This is a genomic window from Paracoccus lutimaris (genome assembly GCF_003337565.1).
GTDB lineage: Bacteria > Pseudomonadota > Alphaproteobacteria > Rhodobacterales > Rhodobacteraceae > Paracoccus > Paracoccus lutimaris.
The window spans coordinates 305,324-325,679 of record NZ_QPJL01000001.1 but is presented as its reverse complement, the minus strand read 5'-3'; the positions used below and the strand labels follow the sequence as shown (position 1 = coordinate 325,679).

Sequence of the window (20,356 nt, the reverse complement as noted above, 5' to 3'; positions counted from 1 at the left end):
AAAGGCCGCGCCTTTCGGGGCGCGGCCACCTTTGACCCGAAGGCGAACATGTCCCAGATCGTCAAATTCCTGTCCACCATTCACCCTTACGACGCCCTGTCGCGGGACGAGCTGGCGCGCGTCGCCAGCTTTTTCAGCCGCAGGGACTGGCAGGCGGGCGAAACCGTCTATCGCCATGGCGAGGCGCTGGAGGGCATCTTCCTGATCGAGGATGCCGGGGTCGAGGTGACCGACCGCGCCGGCGCCCCGGTCTCGACCCTTGGCCGCGGCAACAGCTTCGGCGAGCGCGGGCTGATGCGCGACGGCCATGCCGCGACCAATGCCCGCGTCTCGCGCGGCGGTCCGATCCTGATGCTTGAGGCGCGCGAATTCCGCCGCCTGCTGGGCGCGAACGCGGCCTTTTCGCGCTTTTTCAATCGTGGCACCGGGCGCGAGGCGCAGAGCGCGGGCGCGCAATTCGCCGATCTCAGCGTCGCCGACCTGCTGGCGGGGCGCAGGCCGGTGACCTGCCCCCCCGAGACCCCGATTGCCGAGGCCGCGCGGATCATGCGCGCGGCGCATGTCTCGTCTCTGGGGGTGACCGATGGCGACGGCGCGCTTCTGGGCATCGTCACCCTGCGCGACATGTCGAACAAGGTCGTGGCCGAGGGCCGCCCCGGCACCGATCCGGTGCGGGCGATCATGACGGCGGACCCGCTGACGCTGGCCCCGCAGGCGCTTGGTGCCGATGTGCTGGGCATCATGGCCGAGCGCCGCATCGGCCATCTGCCGATCACCGAGGGCGGGCGGCTGGTCGGCATGATCACCCAGACCGACCTGACGCGGGTGCAGGCGGTCTCGGGCTCGGTCCTGATGCGCGAGATCGCCGCTGCGCCCGACAGCAAGGCTCTGGCCGAGGCGACCGCCCGCATCCCCGAGCTGCTGCTGGCGCTGGTCGCCGCCAGCCAGCGTCACGAGATCATCACCCGCCAGATCACCGATATCGCCGATGCCGTCACCCGCCGTCTGCTGGTCTTGGCCGAGGCGGAACTGGGCCCGGCGCCCGGCCCCTGGCTCTGGGCGGCCTGCGGCAGTCAGGGGCGGCAGGAGCAGACCGGCATTTCCGATCAGGACAATTGCCTGATCCTTGGCCCCGGCATGGACCCCGACCATCCGTGGTTTACAGGTCTCGCGCGCTTTGTCTGCGACGGGCTGAACACGGCGGGCTATGTCTATTGCCCCGGCGAGATGATGGCCACCAACCCGCGCTGGCGTCAGCCGCTTGAGGTCTGGCAGGGCTATTTCCGCGGCTGGATCGACCGCCCCAGCCCCGAGGCGCAGATGCTGGCCTCGGTCATGTTCGATCTGCGCGGCATCGCCGGCGACACCAGCCTTTTGCGTGCCTTGCAGGCCGAGACGCTGGCGGCGGCGGGACGCAATTCGATCTTTGTTGCCCATATGATCGCCAATTCCCTGAAGCACCGCCCGCCTCTGGGCCTGATCGGCGGCTTTGCCACCATCCGCTCGGGCGAGCATCGCAACCAGATTGACATGAAGATGAACGGGGTCGTGCCGGTCACCGATCTGGGCCGGGTCTATGCCCTGCAGGCGGGGCTTGCGCCGGTCAATACCCGCGCCCGGCTGGTCGCGGCGGGCGAGGCGGGGGCGATCTCGGCCTCAGGCGCGCGGGACCTGATCGCGGCCTATGACCTGATCCAGTCGCACCGGCTGGAGCATCAGGCCCGCCGCATCCGCGCCGGCTTGAGGCCGGACAATTTTCTGGCGCCATCTGACCTGCCGGATTTCGAACGCAGCCACCTGCGCGACGCCTTTGTCGTCCTGCGCACCATGCAATCGGCCGTGGGCCATGGAAAAGGAGCTCTCGGATGATGAGCGGAATGGCCTGGGATATCATCGGCATGTTCGCCGTCGGGGTGGGCGTCGCGGCGCTGGCCTTTGCGGGCATGCATGCGCTGCGCAAGCTGGGGCTGGAGCTGCCGCGCTGGATCCTGCCGGCGGCGGTCGGGCTGGGCATGCTCAGCTTTACCATCTGGAACGAATACAGCTGGTATGGCCGCGTCACCGGCCAGCTGCCCGACACGGTCGAGGTTCTGGAAACCGGCAGTGGCGGCAAGGCCTGGCGGCCCTGGGCATTCGTGGTGCCGGTGGTGAACCGCTTTGCCGCCATCGACCGCGCCGGCCTCAGCGGTGAGACAGAAGGTCTCAGGCGCGGGCAGGTGCTCTTTGTCGAGCGCTGGCAGCCGACGCGCTATGTGACGCTGGATTTCGATTGCGCGGGGGCCCGGCTGCGCGCCGTGGCCGAGGACCGTGCCAGCGACTGGCGCCCCGGCACGGGCGATCCGGCATTCGCCGCGATCTGCGGCAAGGAGGGGTGATGGCGCGCATCCTGATCGTCGAGGACGAGGACAATATCGCCGTCGCACTGGAATTTCTGATGACGCGCGATGGCCATAGCCACAGCCGCCTTGCCTCGGGCCGCAACGTGCTGGCGGCGATTCGGCAGGACCGCCCCGATCTGGTGCTTCTGGACATCATGCTGCCCGATGTTTCGGGCTATCAGATCGTCGAAGAGATGCGCGCCGATCCCAGCCTGCGCGATGTGCGGGTGCTGATGATGACGGCGCGCGGCTCGGTCATCGAACGCAAGAAGGGGCTGGCGCTTGGCGCCGATGGCTTCCTGGCCAAACCCTTTGAGCTGTCCGAATTGCGCAGCGAGATCGCCCGGCTGCTTGCTCTGCCATGCTGAACCGGCTGTCCCTGCGGTTGCGGGTATTTCTGATCTTTGCCGCGTTGGCTGCGGGGCTGCTTGTGGTCCTGGCGGGGGCGCTGCTGGTCGCGTGGCGGCGGCTGGCCGGGGCGGGCGTCAATTTCATGAGCGATGCCACACCCGGTGCCACCGGAGCGCTGATGGCCGCGGCGGCCATCAGCATTTTTGGCACGCTGGCGCTGGTAGTCTGGGTCTGGTTCCTGTTCGACCAGAACGTCGCCCGGCCGATCGAAACCCTGGCCGGCGGGTTGCGCACCGGCGCCGCCCCCGATGCCGCCGAGGGGCGCTATCTGGCCGATCTGGCCCCCGCCGCGCGCGAGGCGGCCGAGGCCCGCGCCCGTTCCGCCGAGGCCTTGGCTGAGGCGGTTCAGGTCCATGTCGATGAGCTTGCCCGCGACAAGGCGATGCTGGAAAGCGTCCTCTCGGATATCGGGGCGGCGGCGCTGATGTCGGATGCCGACGGGCGGGTGGTGTTTTTCAACGCCGCCGCGCGGCAGGAACTGCCGGGTCTGGTCCTGGGGCGTCAGCTGATGCGCCATTTGCGCCCCGCCGCGCTGAACGCGGCCGAACGCCGGCTGGAATCCAGCACCCATATGGCCACCGATCTGACCGTGCTGACCCGCGATGGCCGGCGGCTGACCGGGCGGATGCGCGCGGCGGGTTCGGGCCGGGTCCTGATCCTGCGCCCGCCCGCCGCGCCGCGTCGGGCCGAGGCGCTGGAAAGCCTGCGCCGCCATGCCGCGACGCTGGTGCCGATGCTGGATGCCGCGCAGGACGCCCTGCCGCCCGAGGTCCGCGCCGCGATCCGGGCCGAGGGGGCGGCGCTGATTGCCGCCCTGCGCGCGCTTGGCCCCGACCATGGCGCCGCACAGGTCGATGCCCGCGCGCTGGCCGCCTCGGTCGAGGGGGTGCTGCTGGGCGAGATCGCCGATCTGTGTCTCAAGGCCGATGGCGGGGCGCTGGCGGCGCTGCTCAGCGATCTGGCGGCGCGGCTGCGCACCAGCGGCCGGCTGGCCTCGCTGGAGATCGCCGCCGGCGAGGGGCTGGCGGGGGGCGAGTCCTCGGGCGAGGCGCTGGTCTCGTTGGTCTGGCAGGGGCCGGCGCTGTCGATGGCGCAGCTGGATCAATGGCTGGCCTGGGCGCCCGACCCGGACCGGCCCGGCGAAAGCGGTACCGCGATCGCCGCCGAGCTGGGCACCGGCCTCTGGACCGAGGCGCAGCGCGGCGGCGGGCGCATCGTCATGCCGCTGCCAGCCCGCGCCGATATCTGCGAGATCGCGCCCGAGCTGACCTATCAGACGCTCATGGCCACGGGCGACGAAACGCTGGCGGGCCTGACCTGCGTGGTCTTTGACACCGAGGCCACCGGGCTTAGCCCGAATGACCGCATCGTCCAGATCGCCGGGCTGCGGATCATGGCCGGGCGCCTGACCGGCGAACGCTTCGAGACGCTGGTCAATCCGGGGCGTCCGATCCCGCCCGGCTCGACCAAAATTCACGGCATCACCGATGCCATGGTCGCTGGCGCCCCGGAGATGACCGAGGCCCTGCGCGCCTTCCACCATTTCGCCGAGGATGCCGTGCTGGTCGCCCATAACGCCCCCTTCGACATGGGCTTGCTGCGGTCGGCCGCGCGCGAAACCGGGATCGAGTTTCCCAATCGGGTGCTCGATACGGTGCTGCTTTCGGCGATGCTTTGGGGGCAATCGGCACCGCACGCGCTGGATGCGCTGGCCGAGCGGCTGGGCGTCGTCATTCCGCCCGACCGGCGCCACACCGCCATGGGCGATGCCGAGGCGACAGCCGAGATATTCCTGCGGCTGATCCCGGCTCTGGCCGCCAAGGGCCTGGGCGATCTGGACCGGGTCCGCGACGAGGCCCGGCGGCACCGGCGCCTGATCGCGGATGCCAACAATATCCCGCGCTAGGCGCTTTGTGCAAAGGACGTCAGTTCCTCGGGTGGCAGCGGGCCGGGGAAATGGCAGGCGGTCAGATGCGCACGGCCCCGCAATGCCGGGCGTTCGCTGGCGCAGATCGCCTGCGCGCGCGGGCAGCGGGTGCGGAAGACGCAGCCCGAAGGCGGGTTCATCGGTGAAGGCAGCTCGCCCTTCAGCGGGATAATCCGCTTTTTGCGCTCCAACTGCGGATCAGGGATCGGGACAGCGGACAAAAGCGCCTGCGTATAGGGATGGCAGGGATTGGCATAAAGCGATTCCGCCTCGGCCAGCTCCATCACTCGGCCCAGATACATGACCAGCACCCGGTTGCTGATATGCTTCACCACCGACAGGTCATGCGCGATGAAGATCAAGGCCAGCCCAAGATCGCGCTGAAGTTCCGCCAGCAGGTTGATGACCTGCGCCTGAATGGATACGTCCAGCGCCGAGACCGGCTCGTCGCAGATCACCAGCTTGGGTTCGACGATCAGGGCGCGGGCGATGCCGATGCGCTGGCACTGGCCGCCGGAGAATTCGTGCGGATAGCGGTTGATCTGGTTGGGCAACAGGCCGACGCGGTCCATCATGTCCTTGACGCGGGTTTTCACCTCGGTCCGGCTTAATCCCTTGTGATGGGTGGTCAGGGGTTCGGCGATGATCTGGCCCACCGTCATGCGCGGGTTCAGGCTGGCCAAGGGGTCCTGGAACACCATCTGGATTTCGCTGCGGTATTTCAGCATCTTGCCGGGCGACAGGCCGATCAGGTCGGTGCCGTCCTGCCAGACCGCCTGACCCGTCGCCGGCACCAGCCCGATCAGCGCCCGCGCCAGCGTCGATTTGCCGGAACCGGATTCGCCCACCACGCCCAGCGTCTCGCCCGGCATCAGGGTGAAATCGACGCCGCCCACGGCGTGAAGCTGGCGCGGCTTCGTCCAGGGCATGCCTCCGGGCGCCGGCAGATCGAATGTCACGCGCAGATCGCGCGCGGTCAAAAGCGGCTTAGCGGTCATGTGCGCTCTCCTCGGGGATGAGGTCGGATAGCTGCTGCGCCTCGTCCAGATCGGCGGCGGCGGGTTCGGGCAGGTCGGGCAGGGGCGCATGGCCGGCCCGCACGACCTCGATTTCGACATGGCAGGCGCGTTCGCGGCCCGGCGCAAAGCCTTGCAGGGGCGGCATGACCTGCTGGCAGATCGCCAGCGGATAGGCGCAGCGCGGGGCAAAGGGGCAACCGGCGGGCGGATGCGTCATATTGGGCGGGCTGCCGGGAATGGCGGAAAGCTTGTCGCCCTTTTGATCGACGCGAGGGATCGCCGCCAAGAGGCCCTGCGTATAGGGATGGGCGGGGTCGGCGAACAGCGGATCGACGGACGCCCGCTCCATCACCCGGCCGCCATACATGACCATGACGCGTTCGGCCGAGCCGGCGATGACGCCCAGATCATGGGTGATCAGCACCATCGCCATGCCGAAATCGCGCTGCAGATCGGCCAGAAGCTCCATGATCTGCGCCTGCACGGTGACGTCCAGCGCGGTTGTCGGCTCATCCGCGATCAGCAGGTCGGGCCGGCAGAGCAGCGCCATGGCGATCATCACCCGCTGCCGCATGCCGCCCGAAAACTCGTGCGGATAAAGCCGGATGCGGCCTTTCGCGTCGGGGATTTTCACCGCGTCCAGCATGGTGGCGGATTCCGCCACCGCCTGCGCCTTGCCCATGCCCTTGTGCAGCATCAGGACCTCGGCCATCTGGTCCGAGACCCGCATATAGGGGTTCAGGCTGGTCATCGGGTCCTGAAAGACCATGGCGATGCGCCGGGCGCGGATCTTGTTCAGAACCGCAGGCGGCGCGTTCAGGATCTCGGTCCCGTCGAAACGGACCGAGCCGGTCGCGCGACCGTTCCTGGCCAAAAGCCCCATCAGCGCAAAGGAAAGCTGGCTTTTGCCCGAGCCGCTTTCGCCGACGATGCCCAGCGTCGCGCCCCGTTCAAGGTCCAGATTGATGCCGTTGACGGCCGAGACCTCGCCATCGGTGGTGGCGAAACGCACGTTCAGATCGCGGATTTCCAACAGGCTCATCTCAGCGATCCTTCGGGTCAAGGGCATCGCGCAAGCCGTCGCCGACGAAGAAAAAGGCAAACAGCGTGATGCAGAAGAAAAACAGCGGAAAGGCCAGTTGCCACAGCGTGCCGTAGTTCATTGTCCCGGCCCCCTCGGAAATCAGCGCCCCCCATGAGGTCAGAGGCTCCTGAACGCCAAGGCCCAGAAAGCTGATGAAGCTTTCCGACAGGATCATCAGCGGCACCAGAAGCGTGGCATAGACCGCAACGACGCCCAGCAGATTCGGCACGATATGGCGCAGGATGATCTTCCATGCCGGGACGCCGGTGGCGCGGGCGGCCTCGATAAATTCCCGGTTCTTGAGGCTAAGGGTCTGACCGCGCACGATTCTGGACATTTCCAGCCATGAGATCAGGCCGATGCCCAGAAACAGCATCGAGAGCGAGCGGCCAAAGACCACCAAAAGCAGGATCAGCACGAACATATAGGGGATGGCCAGCAGGATATCGACGGTGCGCATCATGATCGCGTCCGTCCGCCCGCCGACATAACCGGCGGTGGCGCCGTAAAGCGTGCCCACGATCACGGCGATGGCCGCGCCGATCAGTCCGACCATCAGGCTGACCTGCGTGCCCTGCACGGTGCGCGAGAAGAGGTCGCGGCCCAGATCGTCGGTGCCGAAGTAATGGCCATTCTCAAGGCTGGGCGCGCCCAGTTGCGCGGCCTGACCGATGACGTTGAAGTCCATCTCTTCGTTCGACCAGACAGCAAGGGTGTTGCCGAAAATGGCGAAAAGCGCCACCAGCGCCAGCACGCACAGGCTGACCATGGCGGCCTTGTTGCGGCGAAAGCGGCGGCGGGCATCGGCCCATGGGCTGCGGCCCTTGACCTCGGTCTCGGACATGCGCGCGGCAAGCGATTGCATCTGTTGGCTGTCGATCATGGCTCAATACCTGATCTTGGGGTCGATCCATGCGTAAAGCAGGTCCACCACCAGACTGAAAAGAATGGTCAGCGCGCCGACAAGGATGGTGATCCCCATCATCACCGCGTAATCGCGGTTCAGCGCCGAATCGACGAAGCTGCGCCCGATCCCCCCGGTCGAGAAATACATGTCCACCACGACCGAGCCGGTGATCATGGTGACAAACGCCGGTCCAAGATATGAGATCACCGGCAACATCGCCGGTTTCAGTGCGTGGCGCAGGATCACCGCGCGTTCGGGCAAGCCCTTCGCCCGTGCCGTGCGGATGTGGTTTGAGCTCAGCACCTCAAGCATGGACGAGCGGGTGATGCGCGCAATCGAAGCCATGAAGCTGGTCGAAAGCGCGATCACCGGCATGATCCAGAAGATCGGGCCGCCCCAGCCGCCGCCCGGCAGCCAGCCCAGCCACAGTGTAAAGACCAGCACAAGGATCGGCGCCATGACGAAATTCGGCAGCACCTGCGCCCCGATCGACAGGCCGACGGCGCAATAATCCAGCCAGGTGTTTTGCCGGATCGCAGCGGTGACCCCCAGCGAGACGCCGACCGCGACCGCGACCACAAAGGCGATGCCGCCATAGGTCAGCGTGATCGGGAAACCGGCGGCAATGATCTGGTTCACCGAGCGGTCGGGATAGATGAAACTGGGGCCGAAATCGAAATGCGCGACGATGCCCCAGACGTAATTGACGATCTGGCGCCACAAGGGATCGTCCAGCCCGTATTTCGCGTTCAGATTGGCCAGCACCTGCGGCGGCAGGGCGCGCTCTTGCGTGAAGGGGCCACCGGGGGCGGCATACATCAGCAGAAATGACAGAACGATCAACAACAACAGGGTCGGAATGGCGACGGCCAACCGTCGCAGGATGAAACCGAACATGTACAAGGTCCCGATTAGGTGCCGGACAATCAGTTTCGGCAAAAATTGCCGTAAAGCATAAGCGCATCTGAGCGGACGGCCCCGAAAAGCGGGACCGTCCCCAGAGCTTACATCAGCCGGGCTTACTCGGCCACGCGGTACATGTCCTTGGCGTACCAGTCATTCATCACATTGGCCTTGGGCCAGCCGCGCAGATCGGCCTTGACCATCATCGGCTTGGCATAGTGATAGACCGGGACCAGCGCCATTTCCTTGATCAGCAACTCCTCGGCCGCCTTGTAGATCGGCGCGGGGTCGGCTGCGGTCTTGGCGTCGTTGAGCAGCTTGTCATAATCGGCATTCGAGAACTTGCCGTTATTGTAGCCATCGGTGCGGAAGTAATCCACGAAGGTCGAGGGCTCGTTATAATCCGCGCACCATGCATAGCGCGCGACCTCGAAATCCTGGTTCTGCAGGCGGTCGGTATGGACCTTCCATTCGTAATTCGCCAGCTCGACCTGCACGCCGATCTGTTTCCAGAACTGCTGCACGGCGACCGCCAGCTTCTTGTGGTCGTCCGAGGTATTGTACTGGATCGACAGCTTCAGCGGCTTGTCGGGGCCGTAACCCGCCTCGGCCAGCAGGGCCTTGGCCTTTTCGACGCGCTCGGCCTGGGTCCATTTGGACATTTCGATATCGGGCGCCTGGAAGCCCTCGGTCGCCCAATGCGTCCACCAATAGGCCGGCTTCTGGCCGCCCTGCAGCACCTTGTCGACGATGATGTCGCGGTCCACCGCATAGGACAGCGCCTGCCGCACGCGCAGATCCTTCAGCGCCTCGGGACCCTTGTCCGAGAGGTTGAACAGATAGGCATAGGAACAGGCATCCGGCACCGAGACTGCCTGATCGGGATATTCCTGTTGCAGGCGCGGGAACTGGCCGGCCGGGGTGCGGTCCATCCAGTCCAGCTCGCCCGCCAGAAGGCGGGTCAGGCCGATATTCTGGTCGTTCACGGTGACAAAGCGCACCGTGGTCAGGATGGTATTGGCGGCATCCCAGTAATTGTCGTTCTTGCTGAGCACCGCCTGCACGCCCAGATCATGCTGATCCAGCTTGTAGGCGCCATTGCCGACCAGCTTGCCGGCTTCGGTCCAGTTGTCGCCTTCGGCCTCGATGACCTTTTGCGGGGCCGGGAAGGTCGAGGGATGGGCCAGCGTCTTCAGCAGATAGGGCGTCGGCGCGGTCAGCCTGACCTCGAGCGTCTTGTCGTCGATGGCCTTGATGCCCAGCTCCTCGGGCTTTTTCTCGCCCTTGACCACGGCGGGGGCGTTCTCGACATTCATCAGCTCCATGAACCAGGCATATTCGCTGGCCGTGGCCGGATCGGCGATGCGGCGCCAGCCATAGACGAAATCGCCGGCCGTCACCGGATCGCCATTCGACCATTTTGCGTCGCGCAGATGGAAGGTATAGACCAGCTTGTCGTCGCTGACCTCATAGCTTTCGGCGACACCCGGCACCATGGCGCCGTTGATGTCTTCGTTCATCAGCCCCTCGAACAGCTGGCGCAGCGCGTCCGAGCCCTCGCGGTCGGTATTCTTGTGCGGATCCAGCGACTTCAGCGCGTCGAGAATCCAGTAGTTCATCTCTTGCTTGTCGGCGAGTTTCTCGCCCTCGGCGGGCTTGGCGGCAAAGGCGGGAACGGCAAGACCCATAACAAGGGCGGTGGTGAGGAACAGACGAGTCATGGACACCTCTCTCAATCTCTGGATGCGCGGAGATCGCGCAAGAATGGCCAAAATTGCCGTGGATATGCAGCTTGGGCAAGCGTGATTAACGCTTTCCCCGACGACATGGCTGTGAAAGAACATCCGCCATGATCAGCAATTCACGCATCATTCTTGTCACAGGTGGTGCCCGTTCGGGCAAATCTGTCCTGGCCGAGCGGATCGCCGGTCAATTTGACATGCCGCGCATCTATATTGCCACCGCGACGGCGGGTGACGAAGAAATGTCGCGACGCATCGCCCGGCACCGCGAAATGCGCGGGACGGGCTGGCAGACGGTCGAAGAATCGCGCGATCTGGGTGCGGCGCTGGCCGCGACGGACGGGCAGGGGGTGCGGCTGGTCGACTGCCTGACGCTCTGGCTGGCGAATCTGTTCGAGGCGCATGACCCGGACACGGAAACCGCGCGGCTTTGCGCCGCGCTGGCGGCGCAGAACAGCCCGGTCGTGCTGGTCACCAATGAGCTGGGCCTTGGCATCGTGCCCGAGAATTCCCTTGCGCGGCGCTTTCGCGATGCGCATGGCTTGATGAACCAGGCCGTGGCTGCTGCCTCTGATCAGGTCTGGATGTCCGTCAGCGGTCTGCCGCTGCGGCTGAAACCGGAAAGAGAGAGCCCGTGAAGAATTACGACGAAGCTGCCGCCGAAGCCGCCCGCGACCGTCAGGACGAGTTGACCAAGCCGCCCGGATCCCTTGGCCGGCTGGAAGAGCTGGCGATCTTCATGGCCGGATGGCAGGGCCGCGCCCAGCCCCGGATCGAACGCGCGCAGGCGCTGGTCTTTGCCGGCAATCACGGCGTCACCGCGCAGGGCGTGAACCCCTATCCCGTCGAGGTCACCGCGCAGATGGTGGCGAATTTCGAGAATGGCGGCGCGGCGATCAACCAGCTGTGCCGTCTGGCGGGCGCGGAACTCAGGGTCGTGGCGCTGGATCTGGACCGCCCCACCGCCGATTTTACCCGCGGCATGGCGCTGGAGGTGCCCGATCTGGTCGCCTCGATCCAGACCGGCAAGGATGCCGTGGACCCCAAGGCCGATGTCATCATTCTGGGTGAAATGGGTATCGGCAATTCCACGGTCGCGGCGGCGCTGGCGGCGGCGACTTTTGGCGGCAAGGCCGCCGATTGGGTCGGCCCCGGCACCGGCGCCGACGAGGAGATCATGGCCAACAAGCTGCGCGCCGTCGAGGCGGGGCTGAAACGGCACAAGGGCGCGGCCACGGCGGCCTCGATCCTCGGCTCCTATGGCGGGCGCGAGCAGGCGGCGATCTGCGGCGCGGTGATCCGCGCGCGCGAGCTGGGCATCCCGGTGATCCTTGACGGCTTCATCTGCACGGCGGCCGCGGGCGTTTTGATGGTCAATGACCGCAATGCGCTGGACCATTGCCTGATCGGCCATGAAAGCGCCGAGCCGGGCCATCGCCGCCTGCTGGCCGCCATGGGCAAGGAGCCGGTGGTGACGCTGGACATGCGGCTGGGCGAGGGCTCGGGCGCGGCGGTGGCGCTGCTGATCCTGCGCGCGGCGCTGGAATGCCATAATGGCATGGCGACCTTTGCCGAGGCGGGGATTGGTTAATCCGGTTCACGAACTGGCCACGGCGCTGATCTGGCTGACGCGGCTGCCGGTCGCGCGGCTTCTTCCACGTGATCTGGCGCCATTGGCGCAATCGGCCTGGGCCTTTCCGCTGGTCGGCATGGTGGTGGGGCTGGTCGCGGCATTGCCGCTGGTCGCGGGGCTTTCTCTGGGGATGCCCGCCAGTGTCGCGGCGCTTTTGGGCATCGGTGCGGCCATCCTGACCACCGGCGGGCTGCATGAGGACGGGCTGGCCGATTTCGCCGATTCCGCCGGCGCCACCACGCGCGAACGTAGGCTTGAGATCATGCGCGATTCGCGCATCGGCAGTTACGGCGTGCTGGCGCTTGGCTGTGTGCTGGGGCTGCGGGTTGCGGCGCTGGCGGCGCTGGCCGGGCAGGGCGCCTGGGTGGCGGCGGCTGCGCTGATCGGGGTGGCCGGGGCCTCGCGCACGGGAATGGCCCTGGGGCTGGGGCTGATGCCGCCCGCGCGCATGGACGGGCTGGGGCGGCAGGCCGGACGGCCCTCGCGCGCCGGCATGCTGATCGCGCTGGCGCTGGGGGGGCTTGCGCTGGCGGCGCTGTGCAGCGGGTTTCCCGTGCAATCATGGCTTGTGGCGGGGCTGGCGATCGCGGGCGCGCAGCTTTGGCTGGCCGCCCGCGCCATGCGCACGATCGGCGGCCAGACTGGCGATGTTCTGGGCGCGATGCAGCAGCTGGGCGAGGCCGCCGGGCTGGTTGCGCTCACAGTTTTCGGAGGGCGCTAGAATCTGCTTGGGAACCCCGCTCCAACGGTGCTTTTCCTTGACCAGATATGGCCGATCCTCCATACGAAAGGACTATATGAAGAGGCCGGATCAACGGCCGCCCGCTGCAAAAACCGGCGGGAAACAAGGGGAGGTTGACATATGGGCGCCCTGTTGGGGCTTTCGCGCGGAATCGACCGCGTCAATACATTCATAGGCAGGAATGTCAGCTGGCTGATCCTGGTGGCGGTGCTGGTCAGCGCCGCCAACGCGGTCATTCGCAAGGTGTTCAACATCTCGTCGAATTCCTGGCTGGAACTGCAATGGTATCTTTTCGGCGCGGCCTTTCTTGGCGCCGCCGCCTATACGCTGAAAGAGAACGAGCATATCCGCATCGACATCATCTACGGGATGTGGTCGCGGCGCACCCAGCACTGGATCGACCTGATCGGGCACGTGCTCTTCCTGATGCCCTTCGTCACGCTGATGGTCTACTTCCTCTACCCCTGGGTCATACGCTCGTATGTCAGCGGCGAGGTTTCGACCAACTCGGGCGGCCTGATCCTGTGGCCGGCCAAGGCGATGCTGCTGATCGCCTTTGTCATGCTGTTCTGGCAGGGCATTTCCGAAATCATCAAGAAGATCGCGATCATGAACGGCGTGATCGACGACCCCAACCCCTTCATCTCGCATCACGAGGCAGCCGAGCTTGAAGGCGCGGCGATGGTCCGCGAGATGGAGGCTGGATTGCACACCGGCGACAGCCGCGAGGAGAGCCGTAAATGATGGAATTCATTGCGCTGAACATGGCACCGATCATGTTCGCCTCGCTCGTGCTGTTCTTGCTGTTCGGCTATCCGGTGGCCTTCGCGCTGGCGGCAAACGGGCTGTTGTTCTTCGTCATCGGCGTCGAACTGGCGCCCTTGTCGGGGGGGGCGATCAACCTCAGCTGGCCGCTTCTGAACGCCATGCCGGAACGCTTGTGGGGGGTCATGTCAAATGACACCTTGCTTGCGATTCCATTCTTTACCTTCATGGGCATCGTGCTTGAGAAATCGGGCATGGCCGAGGACCTTCTGGATACGGTCGGCCAGCTTTTCGGCCCGATCCGCGGCGGTCTGGCCTATGCGGTGGTGATCGTGGGCGCGCTGCTGGCGGCGACCACGGGCGTTGTCGCGGCCTCGGTGATCGCGATGGGCCTGATCTCGCTGCCGATCATGCTGCGCTATGGCTATGACCGGCGTATCGCCACCGGCGTCATCGCCGCCTCGGGGACGCTGGCGCAGATCATTCCGCCCTCGCTGGTGCTGATCGTTCTGGCCGACCAGCTGGGCCGTTCGGTCGGCGACATGTATACCGGGGCGCTGATCCCGGGCCTGGTGCTGACCGGCCTTTACATGCTCTACATCTTCGTGATGTCGATCATCCATCCGAACCGCCTGCCGGCCCTGCCGGCCGAGGCGCGGACGCTGGGCTCGGGCGTGACCTCGCTGCTGGTCGCGATCGTGGCGACGGTGGGCCTGTCCTATCTGGCCTTCCTGTGGCTGCACCCGACGCAGGGCAAGGATGCCGACATTCTGGCCCCCGCGCTTGGCGTGATCGTGATCTATGTCTTCGCCGTGCTGGACAAGAGCCTGAAGCTGAACCTGATGTCGCGTCTTGCGCAGCAGGTCATCATCGTGCTGATCCCGCCGCTGGCGCTGATCTTTCTGGTGCTGGGCACGATCTTCCTGGGGATCGCCACCCCGACCGAGGGCGGCGCCATGGGGGCCGTCGGCGCGCTGCTTCTGGCACTGGTCAAGGGACGCCTGAACTATGACGTGGTGCGTCAGGCGCTGCTGGCGACGACGCGGCTTTCGGCCTTTGTCATGTTCATCCTGATCGGGGCGCGGGTCTTCTCGCTGACCTTCTATGGCGTGAACGGGCATATCTGGGTCGAGCATCTGCTGACCACGCTGCCGGGGGGCGAATATGGCTTCCTGATCGCGGTGTCGGTGCTGGTCTTCCTTCTGGCCTTCTTCCTCGACTTCTTCGAGCTGGCCTTCATCATCGTCCCGCTGCTGGCACCGGCAGCCGAGGCGATGGGGATCGACCTGATCTGGTTCGGCGTCCTTCTGGGCGTGAACATGCAGACCAGCTTCATGCATCCGCCCTTTGGCTTCTCGCTGTTCTACCTGCGTTCGGTGGCGCCCAAGGCGCCTTATCAGGACAAGGTGACCGGCCTGACCATGGCGCCGGTCACGACCGGGCAGATCTATTGGGGCGCGGTTCCCTTTGTCTGCATCCAGATCGCGATGATCGCCATCGTGATGTTCTTCCCGGGCATGGTCATGCACTACAAGGGCGCGCCGATCGACACCTCGAACGTCAAGATCGAGATCCCTGCGGGTGGCGGTCTGGGCGGCCTTGGCGGCGGTCTGGATGGCGGCCTGGGTGGGCTTGGCGGCAATCCCTTTGCACCGCCGGGCGCTCCGGCTGCTCCGGGCGCGGCTGCTCCGGGCCTTCCGGCTCCGGGCGGTCTGGGCGGCGCGCCGAATTTCGGCGCTCCGGCAGCCCCGGCCGGTACGGCGCCGGCGACCCCGGCACCTGCGGCAGGCGGGCTCGACCCGCTGGCAGGCCCGCCCCCGGGGCTTGGCGCACCGGCCCAACAACCGGCCCAGGAACCGGCCCAACAACCGGCCCCGCAGCCCTCGAACTGAGACGCGAAACGAAAATGAAGAAAGGCGGCCTTCGGGCCGCCTTTCTTCATTCGTTCACCACCCGATGGAACGCATCCCGGAGGACATGAAAAAGCCGCCGCAAGATGCGGCGGCTTTTCCGGTTCCGTCAGATGCTTACAGCGTGCCGTTGCGCTGCTGGATCATCATGAAGGTGTCATAGGTGTATTCGGCGGTCTGGTTGTAGAGATACCAGTCCGCACGCGCCGTTTTCAGCGAATCCCAGATCTTCTTGAAGGCCGGGTTCGCGGCTTCCATCTCGGCATAGACCTCATTCGCGGCCTTGAAGCAGCCGTCCAGGATCTCGGGGCTGAAGGGGCGCAGCTGCGCGCCAGCAGCCACCAGCTCTTTCAGCGCGATCGGGTTCAGGTGGTCATACATCTGCAGCATGTTCGCATCCGCGGCCTGGGCGGCGGTGTGCAGCAGCGACTTGTAGTTCTCGGGCAGCGCTTCGTATTTTTCCTTGTTGAACAGGAAGTGGACCGTCGGGCCACCTTCCCACCAGCCGGGATAGTAATAGTAGGGCGCGACCTTGTAGAAGCCGAGCTTCTGGTCGTCATAGGGACCGACCCATTCGGACGCGTCGATCGTGCCCTTTTCCAGCGCCGGATAGATGTCGCCGCCGGGGATCTGCTGGGGCACTGCGCCCAGACGCTCGAGCACCTTGCCGGCAAAGCCGCCGACGCGGATCTTGAGCCCCTTCAGGTCTTCAAGCGTGTTGATTTCCTTGCGGAACCAGCCGCCCATCTGGGCGCCGGTATTGCCGCCCGGCAAGCCGTAGAGGTTGTGGGTGGCGAGGAACTCGTTGAACAGGCCGATGCCGCCGCCATGATATTGCCAGGCGTTCATCGCCCGCGCCGACAGCGCGAAGGGCACGGCCGAACCAAGCGCGAAGGCCGGGTCCTTGCCCCAGCTGTAATAAGCGACGGTGTGGCAGGCCTCGACCGTGCCCTGGGTCACAGTTTCCTGTGCCTGCAGGCCGCCAACGATTTCGCCAGCAGGGAAGACCTGAATCTGAAACTTGCCGCCGGTCGCTTCCGAGATGTGCTTGGACAGCACTTCCGCGCCGCCATAGATCGTGTCGAGCGACTTGGGGAAGGACGAGGTCAGGCGCCATTTCACCTCGGGCATTTCCTGCGCGATCGCGGGCGCGGCCAGTGCGGCACCGGCAGCGGCGGTCGCACCGCCGACCGTGGCACGGGTCAGAAACGCGCGCCGGTCAAGCTTGTTGGTCTTCTTCATAAGTTCCTCCGCTTTGATCGACCTTTTTCATGCGGCCGATTGCGGCAGATGTTTGCACGCGTTTTCCGGTCTGTCGAGATGCAAGCGCAGCAATTTCACCCTGATCGGCGTCGGATCGGTGTTGCCCATACGTCAACTTGGCGTTGAAAGCGGCATGGCCGATCTTGTGGTTAACGCAACGCACTACCCAAGTGCTTTGGGGCCGCCTATACTGAGTGCGGTTTGGGGCTTTGAGGGAACAAGGGATGCGCTGCCCGTTCTGTGGAAATGTCGATACCCAGGTCAAGGATTCGCGTCCGGCCGAGGACAATGTGGCCATCCGGCGCCGGCGCTTTTGCCCGGCCTGCGGCGGGCGCTTCACCACCTATGAACGCGTGCAGCTGCGCGATCTGGTCGTGGTCAAATCCAGCGGCCGGCGCGAGGATTTCGACCGCACCAAGCTGGAACGCTCGATCCGCATCGCCATGCAGAAACGCCCGGTCGAGCCCGAGCGCATCGACCAGATGATCTCGGGCATCGTGCGCCGGCTGGAAAGCATGGGCGAGACGGACATCCCCTCGAAGGTCATCGGTGAGATCGTGATGGAGACGCTGGCCCGCATCGACACCGTGGGCTATGTGCGTTTTGCCAGCGTTTACAAGAACTTCCAGGCGGCGGACGATTTCGATAAATTCGTCTCGGAACTGCGCCCGACCGCGCCCGAAGAGTGAGCGACGCCCGCCACATGCGCCACGCCTTGGCGCTGGCGCGCCGGGGTCTGGGCAATACCTGGCCCAATCCGGCGGTCGGCTGCGTGATCCTGCGCGGCGGCGTGGTGGTCGGACGCGGCTGGACCCAGCCGGGCGGGCGCCCCCACGCCGAGGTCATGGCGCTGACGCAGGCGGGGCCCGCCGCGCAGGGCGCCACCGCCTATGTCACGCTTGAGCCCTGCGCCCATCATGGCAAGACGCCCCCCTGCGCCGAGGCGCTGGCGCGCGCCGGAATTGCCCGCGTCGTCAGCGCCTTGACCGATCCCGATCCGCGCGTCACCGGGCGCGGCCATGCGATTCTGCGCGCTGCCGGCATCGAGGTGACCGAAGGCGTCTGCGAGGCCGAGGCGCGGGAATTGCAGCGCGGCTTTCTGACGCGGGTGGTGCAGGGGCGGCCGATGCTGACGCTGAAGCTGGCCAGCAGCTTCGACGGCCGGATCGCCACCCAATCGGGCGAAAGCCAGTGGATCACCGGCCCCGAGGCGCGCCGCCATGTCCATGCGCTGCGCCTGACCCATGACGCGGTGATGGTCGGCGGCGGCACCGCCCGCGCCGACCGTCCGGCCCTGAACGTGCGCGGCTTTGGCGCGGTTCGCCAGCCCGTCCGCATCGTGGTTTCTGGCGGAGCGCTGCCAGATCTGCCCGTCGAGGACGCCGATCACGGCCCGCTCTGGCAGGTTTCGGGCACGCCTGCGGCCTTCATGGCTGAACTTGCCGCCCGGGGCCTGACGCGGGTCTTGTGCGAGGGCGGCGGGGAACTGGCCGCCAGTCTTTTGCGCGCCGGTCTGGTCGATCAGCTGGTCGGCTATACGGCGGGTCTGGCGCTGGGGGCCGAGGGGCGCCCGGCCATCGGCGCACTGGGGCTTGAATATCTGGCCGATGCCCCGCGCTTTCGGCTCGTCGAGACCCGGCGGATCGGTCTCGATCTGATGCATCGCTGGCTGCGCGCCTAGCGCCGCCAGATCCAGGCATAGCTGCTGAAAATCCCCTGCGTCTTGGCCAACAACCGCAAGGGCGCGCCACCCGGCGCAAAGCCGGGATCGGCCAGCCGTGCCAGCGCCACCTCGGGCGGGCAGGGCAGGCGGCTTACCGGATCGAAATAGCGCGGATAGGCGATCAGCGCGGCATGGATCAACTGCGCAAGGCTGGCCTGCGTCAGCCGCCGTTCCGGCACCGGCCCCAGATCCTGCGTCAGCCCCCAGCCGGCATAAAAGGGCGCGCCCAGCGTCGTGACCGGCAACCCGCGCAGCATGGCCTCAAAGCCCATGGTAGAGGTGATGGTGATGATGCCATCCACCCGGGCCATCAGCGCCGCGGCGCTGGCATCGCGCGCGACCACATCGGCCAGCGCGGTCAACTGAGCCTTGGGGATCAGGCCGGGACGCAGGCCGGCCTCGACATCGGGATGCGGCTTGTAGATCAGCACCGCATCTGGAAACTCGGCCCGCGCGCGTGTCAGCAGCGCCAGATTGCTGTGTTCGGCCCCTGCGCCAAGACGGATCGAGGCGTCATCCTCGACCTGACCCGGCACGAGGATGCGGCGGCCCGAGGGCAGTTCGGGCAGCGGGCCGCCGAGGTTGTATTTGGTGACGCCGGCCTTGGTCAAAGCCTCTGCAAGGGCCAGCGCGCGCGCCTCGCCGCCCGGCGGCAGCGGTGCGGCCATCAGCCTCTCGAACCGGCTTTCGCGGCTTGGATCGTAATAGATGCCCAGATCGTCGGCGACCAGCGACAGCGGCGGCACCAGCGCCGCGCCCAGCCCGCGCGAGCGGATGAAGCCATCCTCGACCCGCCTGGCGCCCGGCACCTCGGCGGCGCGATTGGCCCAGGCCAGCGTGACACCGGCTTGGGGACGGTCGGTAAAGCGCACCCCGGTGCCATTGCCGAAAAAGCGCGCGACAAAAGGACGTTTCCACAGCCGCATGCCATAGGCGAGATGACCGGCATGATCCTCGCGCCAGGCGCGGGTTTCGGCCTCAAGCTGGCGCAGGGCGCCCTCGAAATCGGTCAGGCAGTCGCGGCAGGGATCATACCAGATGGGAGCGATCAGGTGGCTGGCGGCAAACAGCGCCTCGATGGGCGCGGATCGGCGGCGGGGCAGGCTGTGCTGATCGTTGCTGAGGCCCCAGCCGGCATAGAAGGGGCGGCCAAAGATGCGCGGGCGGTGGCCGGCCAGCATCGCCTCGTAACCCAGCTGCGAGGACATGACATAGACCCGCGCCGCCCCCTTGAGCAGCGCCCAGGGCGAGGTGGGGTTGGTGCAGAATTCCTCGCCGGGCCGCAGGTCCTCGGGCGCGTAATGGCCGGGGCGCAGATTTGCGGCAGTCTCGGGGTGCGTGCGGATGACAAGGCGTTGGCCGGGGTTTTCCTCCCGCGCCACCGTCAGCATCTCAAGAAATTCGGCGCGCCCTGCGCCCAGCAGCGAGGCATCGCCGCGCGTCTGGTCGATCACCAGCACATATCCCGGCGGGGGCGGTTCGACACCCGGCAGGTGGGCATTGTATTTCGACAGATCCGCCGCGATCAGCCGGGCCATGGCCGCACGCGCATCATCGTGGCGCGCCTGCGCCTCGGGCGAGGTGACAAGGGTTTCGATCAGCGAAGGCCGTTCGGGGTCGAAATGCAGCCCGTAAGGGTCGGCGATCAGGCCGATGGGGCCGCGCCGCGCCACCCGCCCCTGCGCCCGCCCCGGCAGGACCGAGCGCAGAAAGGCATCCTCGACCCGCAGCAGCTGTGCGCCACGCCATGCGGCAAGCGCGGTGCCGCGCCACGCGGTCGGACTTGCGCCCCAGATGCCGATCCAGTCCCCGGGTCCCGGCAGACCGATGCTCGGCACCCATCCGGCCAGCGTCAGGATGCGCCGCAGGCGAGGCCGGGTCAGGAAGCCGCCGTTGCAAATGAAAAGCCGCCGGGTTCCCCCGGCGGCTTCTGTCCTTTCGCCCATCGC

The 20,356-nt window shown here is 66.4% G+C and carries 18 protein-coding genes; 11 read left to right on the top strand and 7 right to left on the bottom strand.

Annotated elements, in window-relative coordinates:
- Positions 1-48 precede the first annotated feature (48 nt).
- From DFP89_RS01545 to DFP89_RS01530, 4 genes are read left to right on the top strand one after another with little or no spacing between them, the layout of a single operon-like run.
- Complete coding sequence (locus tag DFP89_RS01545) at positions 49-1,869, top strand: putative nucleotidyltransferase substrate binding domain-containing protein (protein WP_114347614.1); 1,821 nt, start codon at positions 49-51, stop codon at positions 1,867-1,869.
- Positions 1,866-2,375, top strand: a complete 510-nt coding sequence (locus DFP89_RS01540) for a hypothetical protein (RefSeq protein WP_114347613.1) — start codon at positions 1,866-1,868, stop codon at positions 2,373-2,375. Before DFP89_RS01545 ends, DFP89_RS01540 begins: the two co-directional genes overlap by 4 nt.
- The gene (locus DFP89_RS01535; protein ID WP_114347612.1) at positions 2,375-2,746 is read left to right on the top strand and encodes a response regulator transcription factor; all 372 of its coding nucleotides are present in this window, start codon (positions 2,375-2,377) and stop codon (positions 2,744-2,746) included. Before DFP89_RS01540 ends, DFP89_RS01535 begins: the two co-directional genes overlap by 1 nt.
- The gene (locus tag DFP89_RS01530; RefSeq protein WP_114347611.1) at positions 2,740-4,695 is read left to right on the top strand and encodes a 3'-5' exonuclease; all 1,956 of its coding nucleotides are present in this window, start codon (positions 2,740-2,742) and stop codon (positions 4,693-4,695) included. Before DFP89_RS01535 ends, DFP89_RS01530 begins: the two co-directional genes overlap by 7 nt.
- On the opposite strand, the gene DFP89_RS01525 is transcribed toward DFP89_RS01530, so the two are convergent.
- The 5 genes from DFP89_RS01525 to DFP89_RS01505 form a co-directional block, all read right to left on the bottom strand.
- A complete protein-coding gene (locus DFP89_RS01525) occupies positions 4,692-5,714 on the bottom strand; it encodes an oligopeptide/dipeptide ABC transporter ATP-binding protein (RefSeq protein WP_114347610.1) in 1,023 nt (340 codons plus the stop codon). The two genes, DFP89_RS01530 and DFP89_RS01525, sit on opposite strands and share 4 nt — an antisense overlap.
- Complete coding sequence (locus tag DFP89_RS01520) at positions 5,704-6,777, bottom strand: oligopeptide/dipeptide ABC transporter ATP-binding protein (RefSeq protein WP_114347609.1); 1,074 nt, start codon at positions 6,775-6,777, stop codon at positions 5,704-5,706. The genes DFP89_RS01525 and DFP89_RS01520 overlap by 11 nt, the downstream gene beginning before the upstream one ends.
- A gap of 1 nt (position 6,778) precedes the next feature.
- The gene (locus tag DFP89_RS01515) at positions 6,779-7,702 is read right to left on the bottom strand and encodes an ABC transporter permease subunit (RefSeq protein ID WP_114347608.1); all 924 of its coding nucleotides are present in this window, start codon (positions 7,700-7,702) and stop codon (positions 6,779-6,781) included.
- A 3-nt stretch (positions 7,703-7,705) separates the two neighbouring features.
- Positions 7,706-8,623 (bottom strand): oligopeptide ABC transporter permease OppB, encoded by a 918-nt coding sequence (gene oppB / locus DFP89_RS01510; protein WP_114347607.1) that lies wholly within the window; start codon positions 8,621-8,623, stop codon positions 7,706-7,708.
- Between the two features lie 122 nt (positions 8,624-8,745).
- On the bottom strand, positions 8,746-10,350 hold the full coding sequence (locus tag DFP89_RS01505; protein ID WP_114347606.1) for a peptide ABC transporter substrate-binding protein: 1,605 nt from the start codon (positions 10,348-10,350) through the stop codon (positions 8,746-8,748).
- A 128-nt stretch (positions 10,351-10,478) separates the two neighbouring features.
- On the opposite strand from DFP89_RS01505, the gene cobU reads away from it, so the two are divergent.
- The 5 genes from cobU to DFP89_RS01480 all read left to right on the top strand — a co-directional run bounded on the left by cobU (position 10,479) and on the right by DFP89_RS01480 (position 15,403).
- The gene (cobU, locus tag DFP89_RS01500) at positions 10,479-11,009 is read left to right on the top strand and encodes a bifunctional adenosylcobinamide kinase/adenosylcobinamide-phosphate guanylyltransferase (RefSeq protein WP_114347605.1); all 531 of its coding nucleotides are present in this window, start codon (positions 10,479-10,481) and stop codon (positions 11,007-11,009) included.
- Complete coding sequence (gene cobT, locus DFP89_RS01495) at positions 11,006-11,962, top strand: nicotinate-nucleotide--dimethylbenzimidazole phosphoribosyltransferase (RefSeq protein ID WP_114347604.1); 957 nt, start codon at positions 11,006-11,008, stop codon at positions 11,960-11,962. The genes cobU and cobT overlap by 4 nt, the downstream gene beginning before the upstream one ends.
- The gene (cobS, locus tag DFP89_RS01490; RefSeq protein WP_114347603.1) at positions 11,955-12,725 is read left to right on the top strand and encodes an adenosylcobinamide-GDP ribazoletransferase; all 771 of its coding nucleotides are present in this window, start codon (positions 11,955-11,957) and stop codon (positions 12,723-12,725) included. The genes cobT and cobS overlap by 8 nt, the downstream gene beginning before the upstream one ends.
- Before the next feature lie 141 nt (positions 12,726-12,866).
- Positions 12,867-13,490, top strand: coding sequence for a TRAP transporter small permease subunit (locus tag DFP89_RS01485; protein WP_114347602.1), 624 nt, complete (start codon positions 12,867-12,869; stop codon positions 13,488-13,490).
- The gene (locus tag DFP89_RS01480; RefSeq protein WP_114347601.1) at positions 13,487-15,403 is read left to right on the top strand and encodes a TRAP transporter large permease; all 1,917 of its coding nucleotides are present in this window, start codon (positions 13,487-13,489) and stop codon (positions 15,401-15,403) included. The genes DFP89_RS01485 and DFP89_RS01480 overlap by 4 nt, the downstream gene beginning before the upstream one ends.
- Before the next feature lie 135 nt (positions 15,404-15,538).
- On the opposite strand, the gene DFP89_RS01475 is transcribed toward DFP89_RS01480, so the two are convergent.
- Positions 15,539-16,663, bottom strand: a complete 1,125-nt coding sequence (locus DFP89_RS01475) for a TRAP transporter substrate-binding protein (RefSeq protein ID WP_114347600.1) — start codon at positions 16,661-16,663, stop codon at positions 15,539-15,541.
- A 245-nt stretch (positions 16,664-16,908) separates the two neighbouring features.
- Between DFP89_RS01475 and nrdR the strand changes: the two genes are divergently transcribed.
- Positions 16,909-17,373 (top strand): transcriptional regulator NrdR, encoded by a 465-nt coding sequence (gene nrdR, locus DFP89_RS01470; RefSeq protein ID WP_114347599.1) that lies wholly within the window; start codon positions 16,909-16,911, stop codon positions 17,371-17,373.
- Positions 17,374-17,387: 14 nt separating this feature from the next.
- Entirely contained in the window at positions 17,388-18,365 is a 978-nt protein-coding gene (gene ribD, locus DFP89_RS01465; RefSeq protein WP_114347598.1) for a bifunctional diaminohydroxyphosphoribosylaminopyrimidine deaminase/5-amino-6-(5-phosphoribosylamino)uracil reductase RibD, read from the top strand.
- Here ribD and DFP89_RS01460 read toward each other — a convergent pair.
- Entirely contained in the window at positions 18,362-20,353 is a 1,992-nt protein-coding gene (locus DFP89_RS01460; protein WP_114347597.1) for a capsular polysaccharide biosynthesis protein, read from the bottom strand. The two genes, ribD and DFP89_RS01460, sit on opposite strands and share 4 nt — an antisense overlap.
- Positions 20,354-20,356 lie beyond the last annotated feature (3 nt).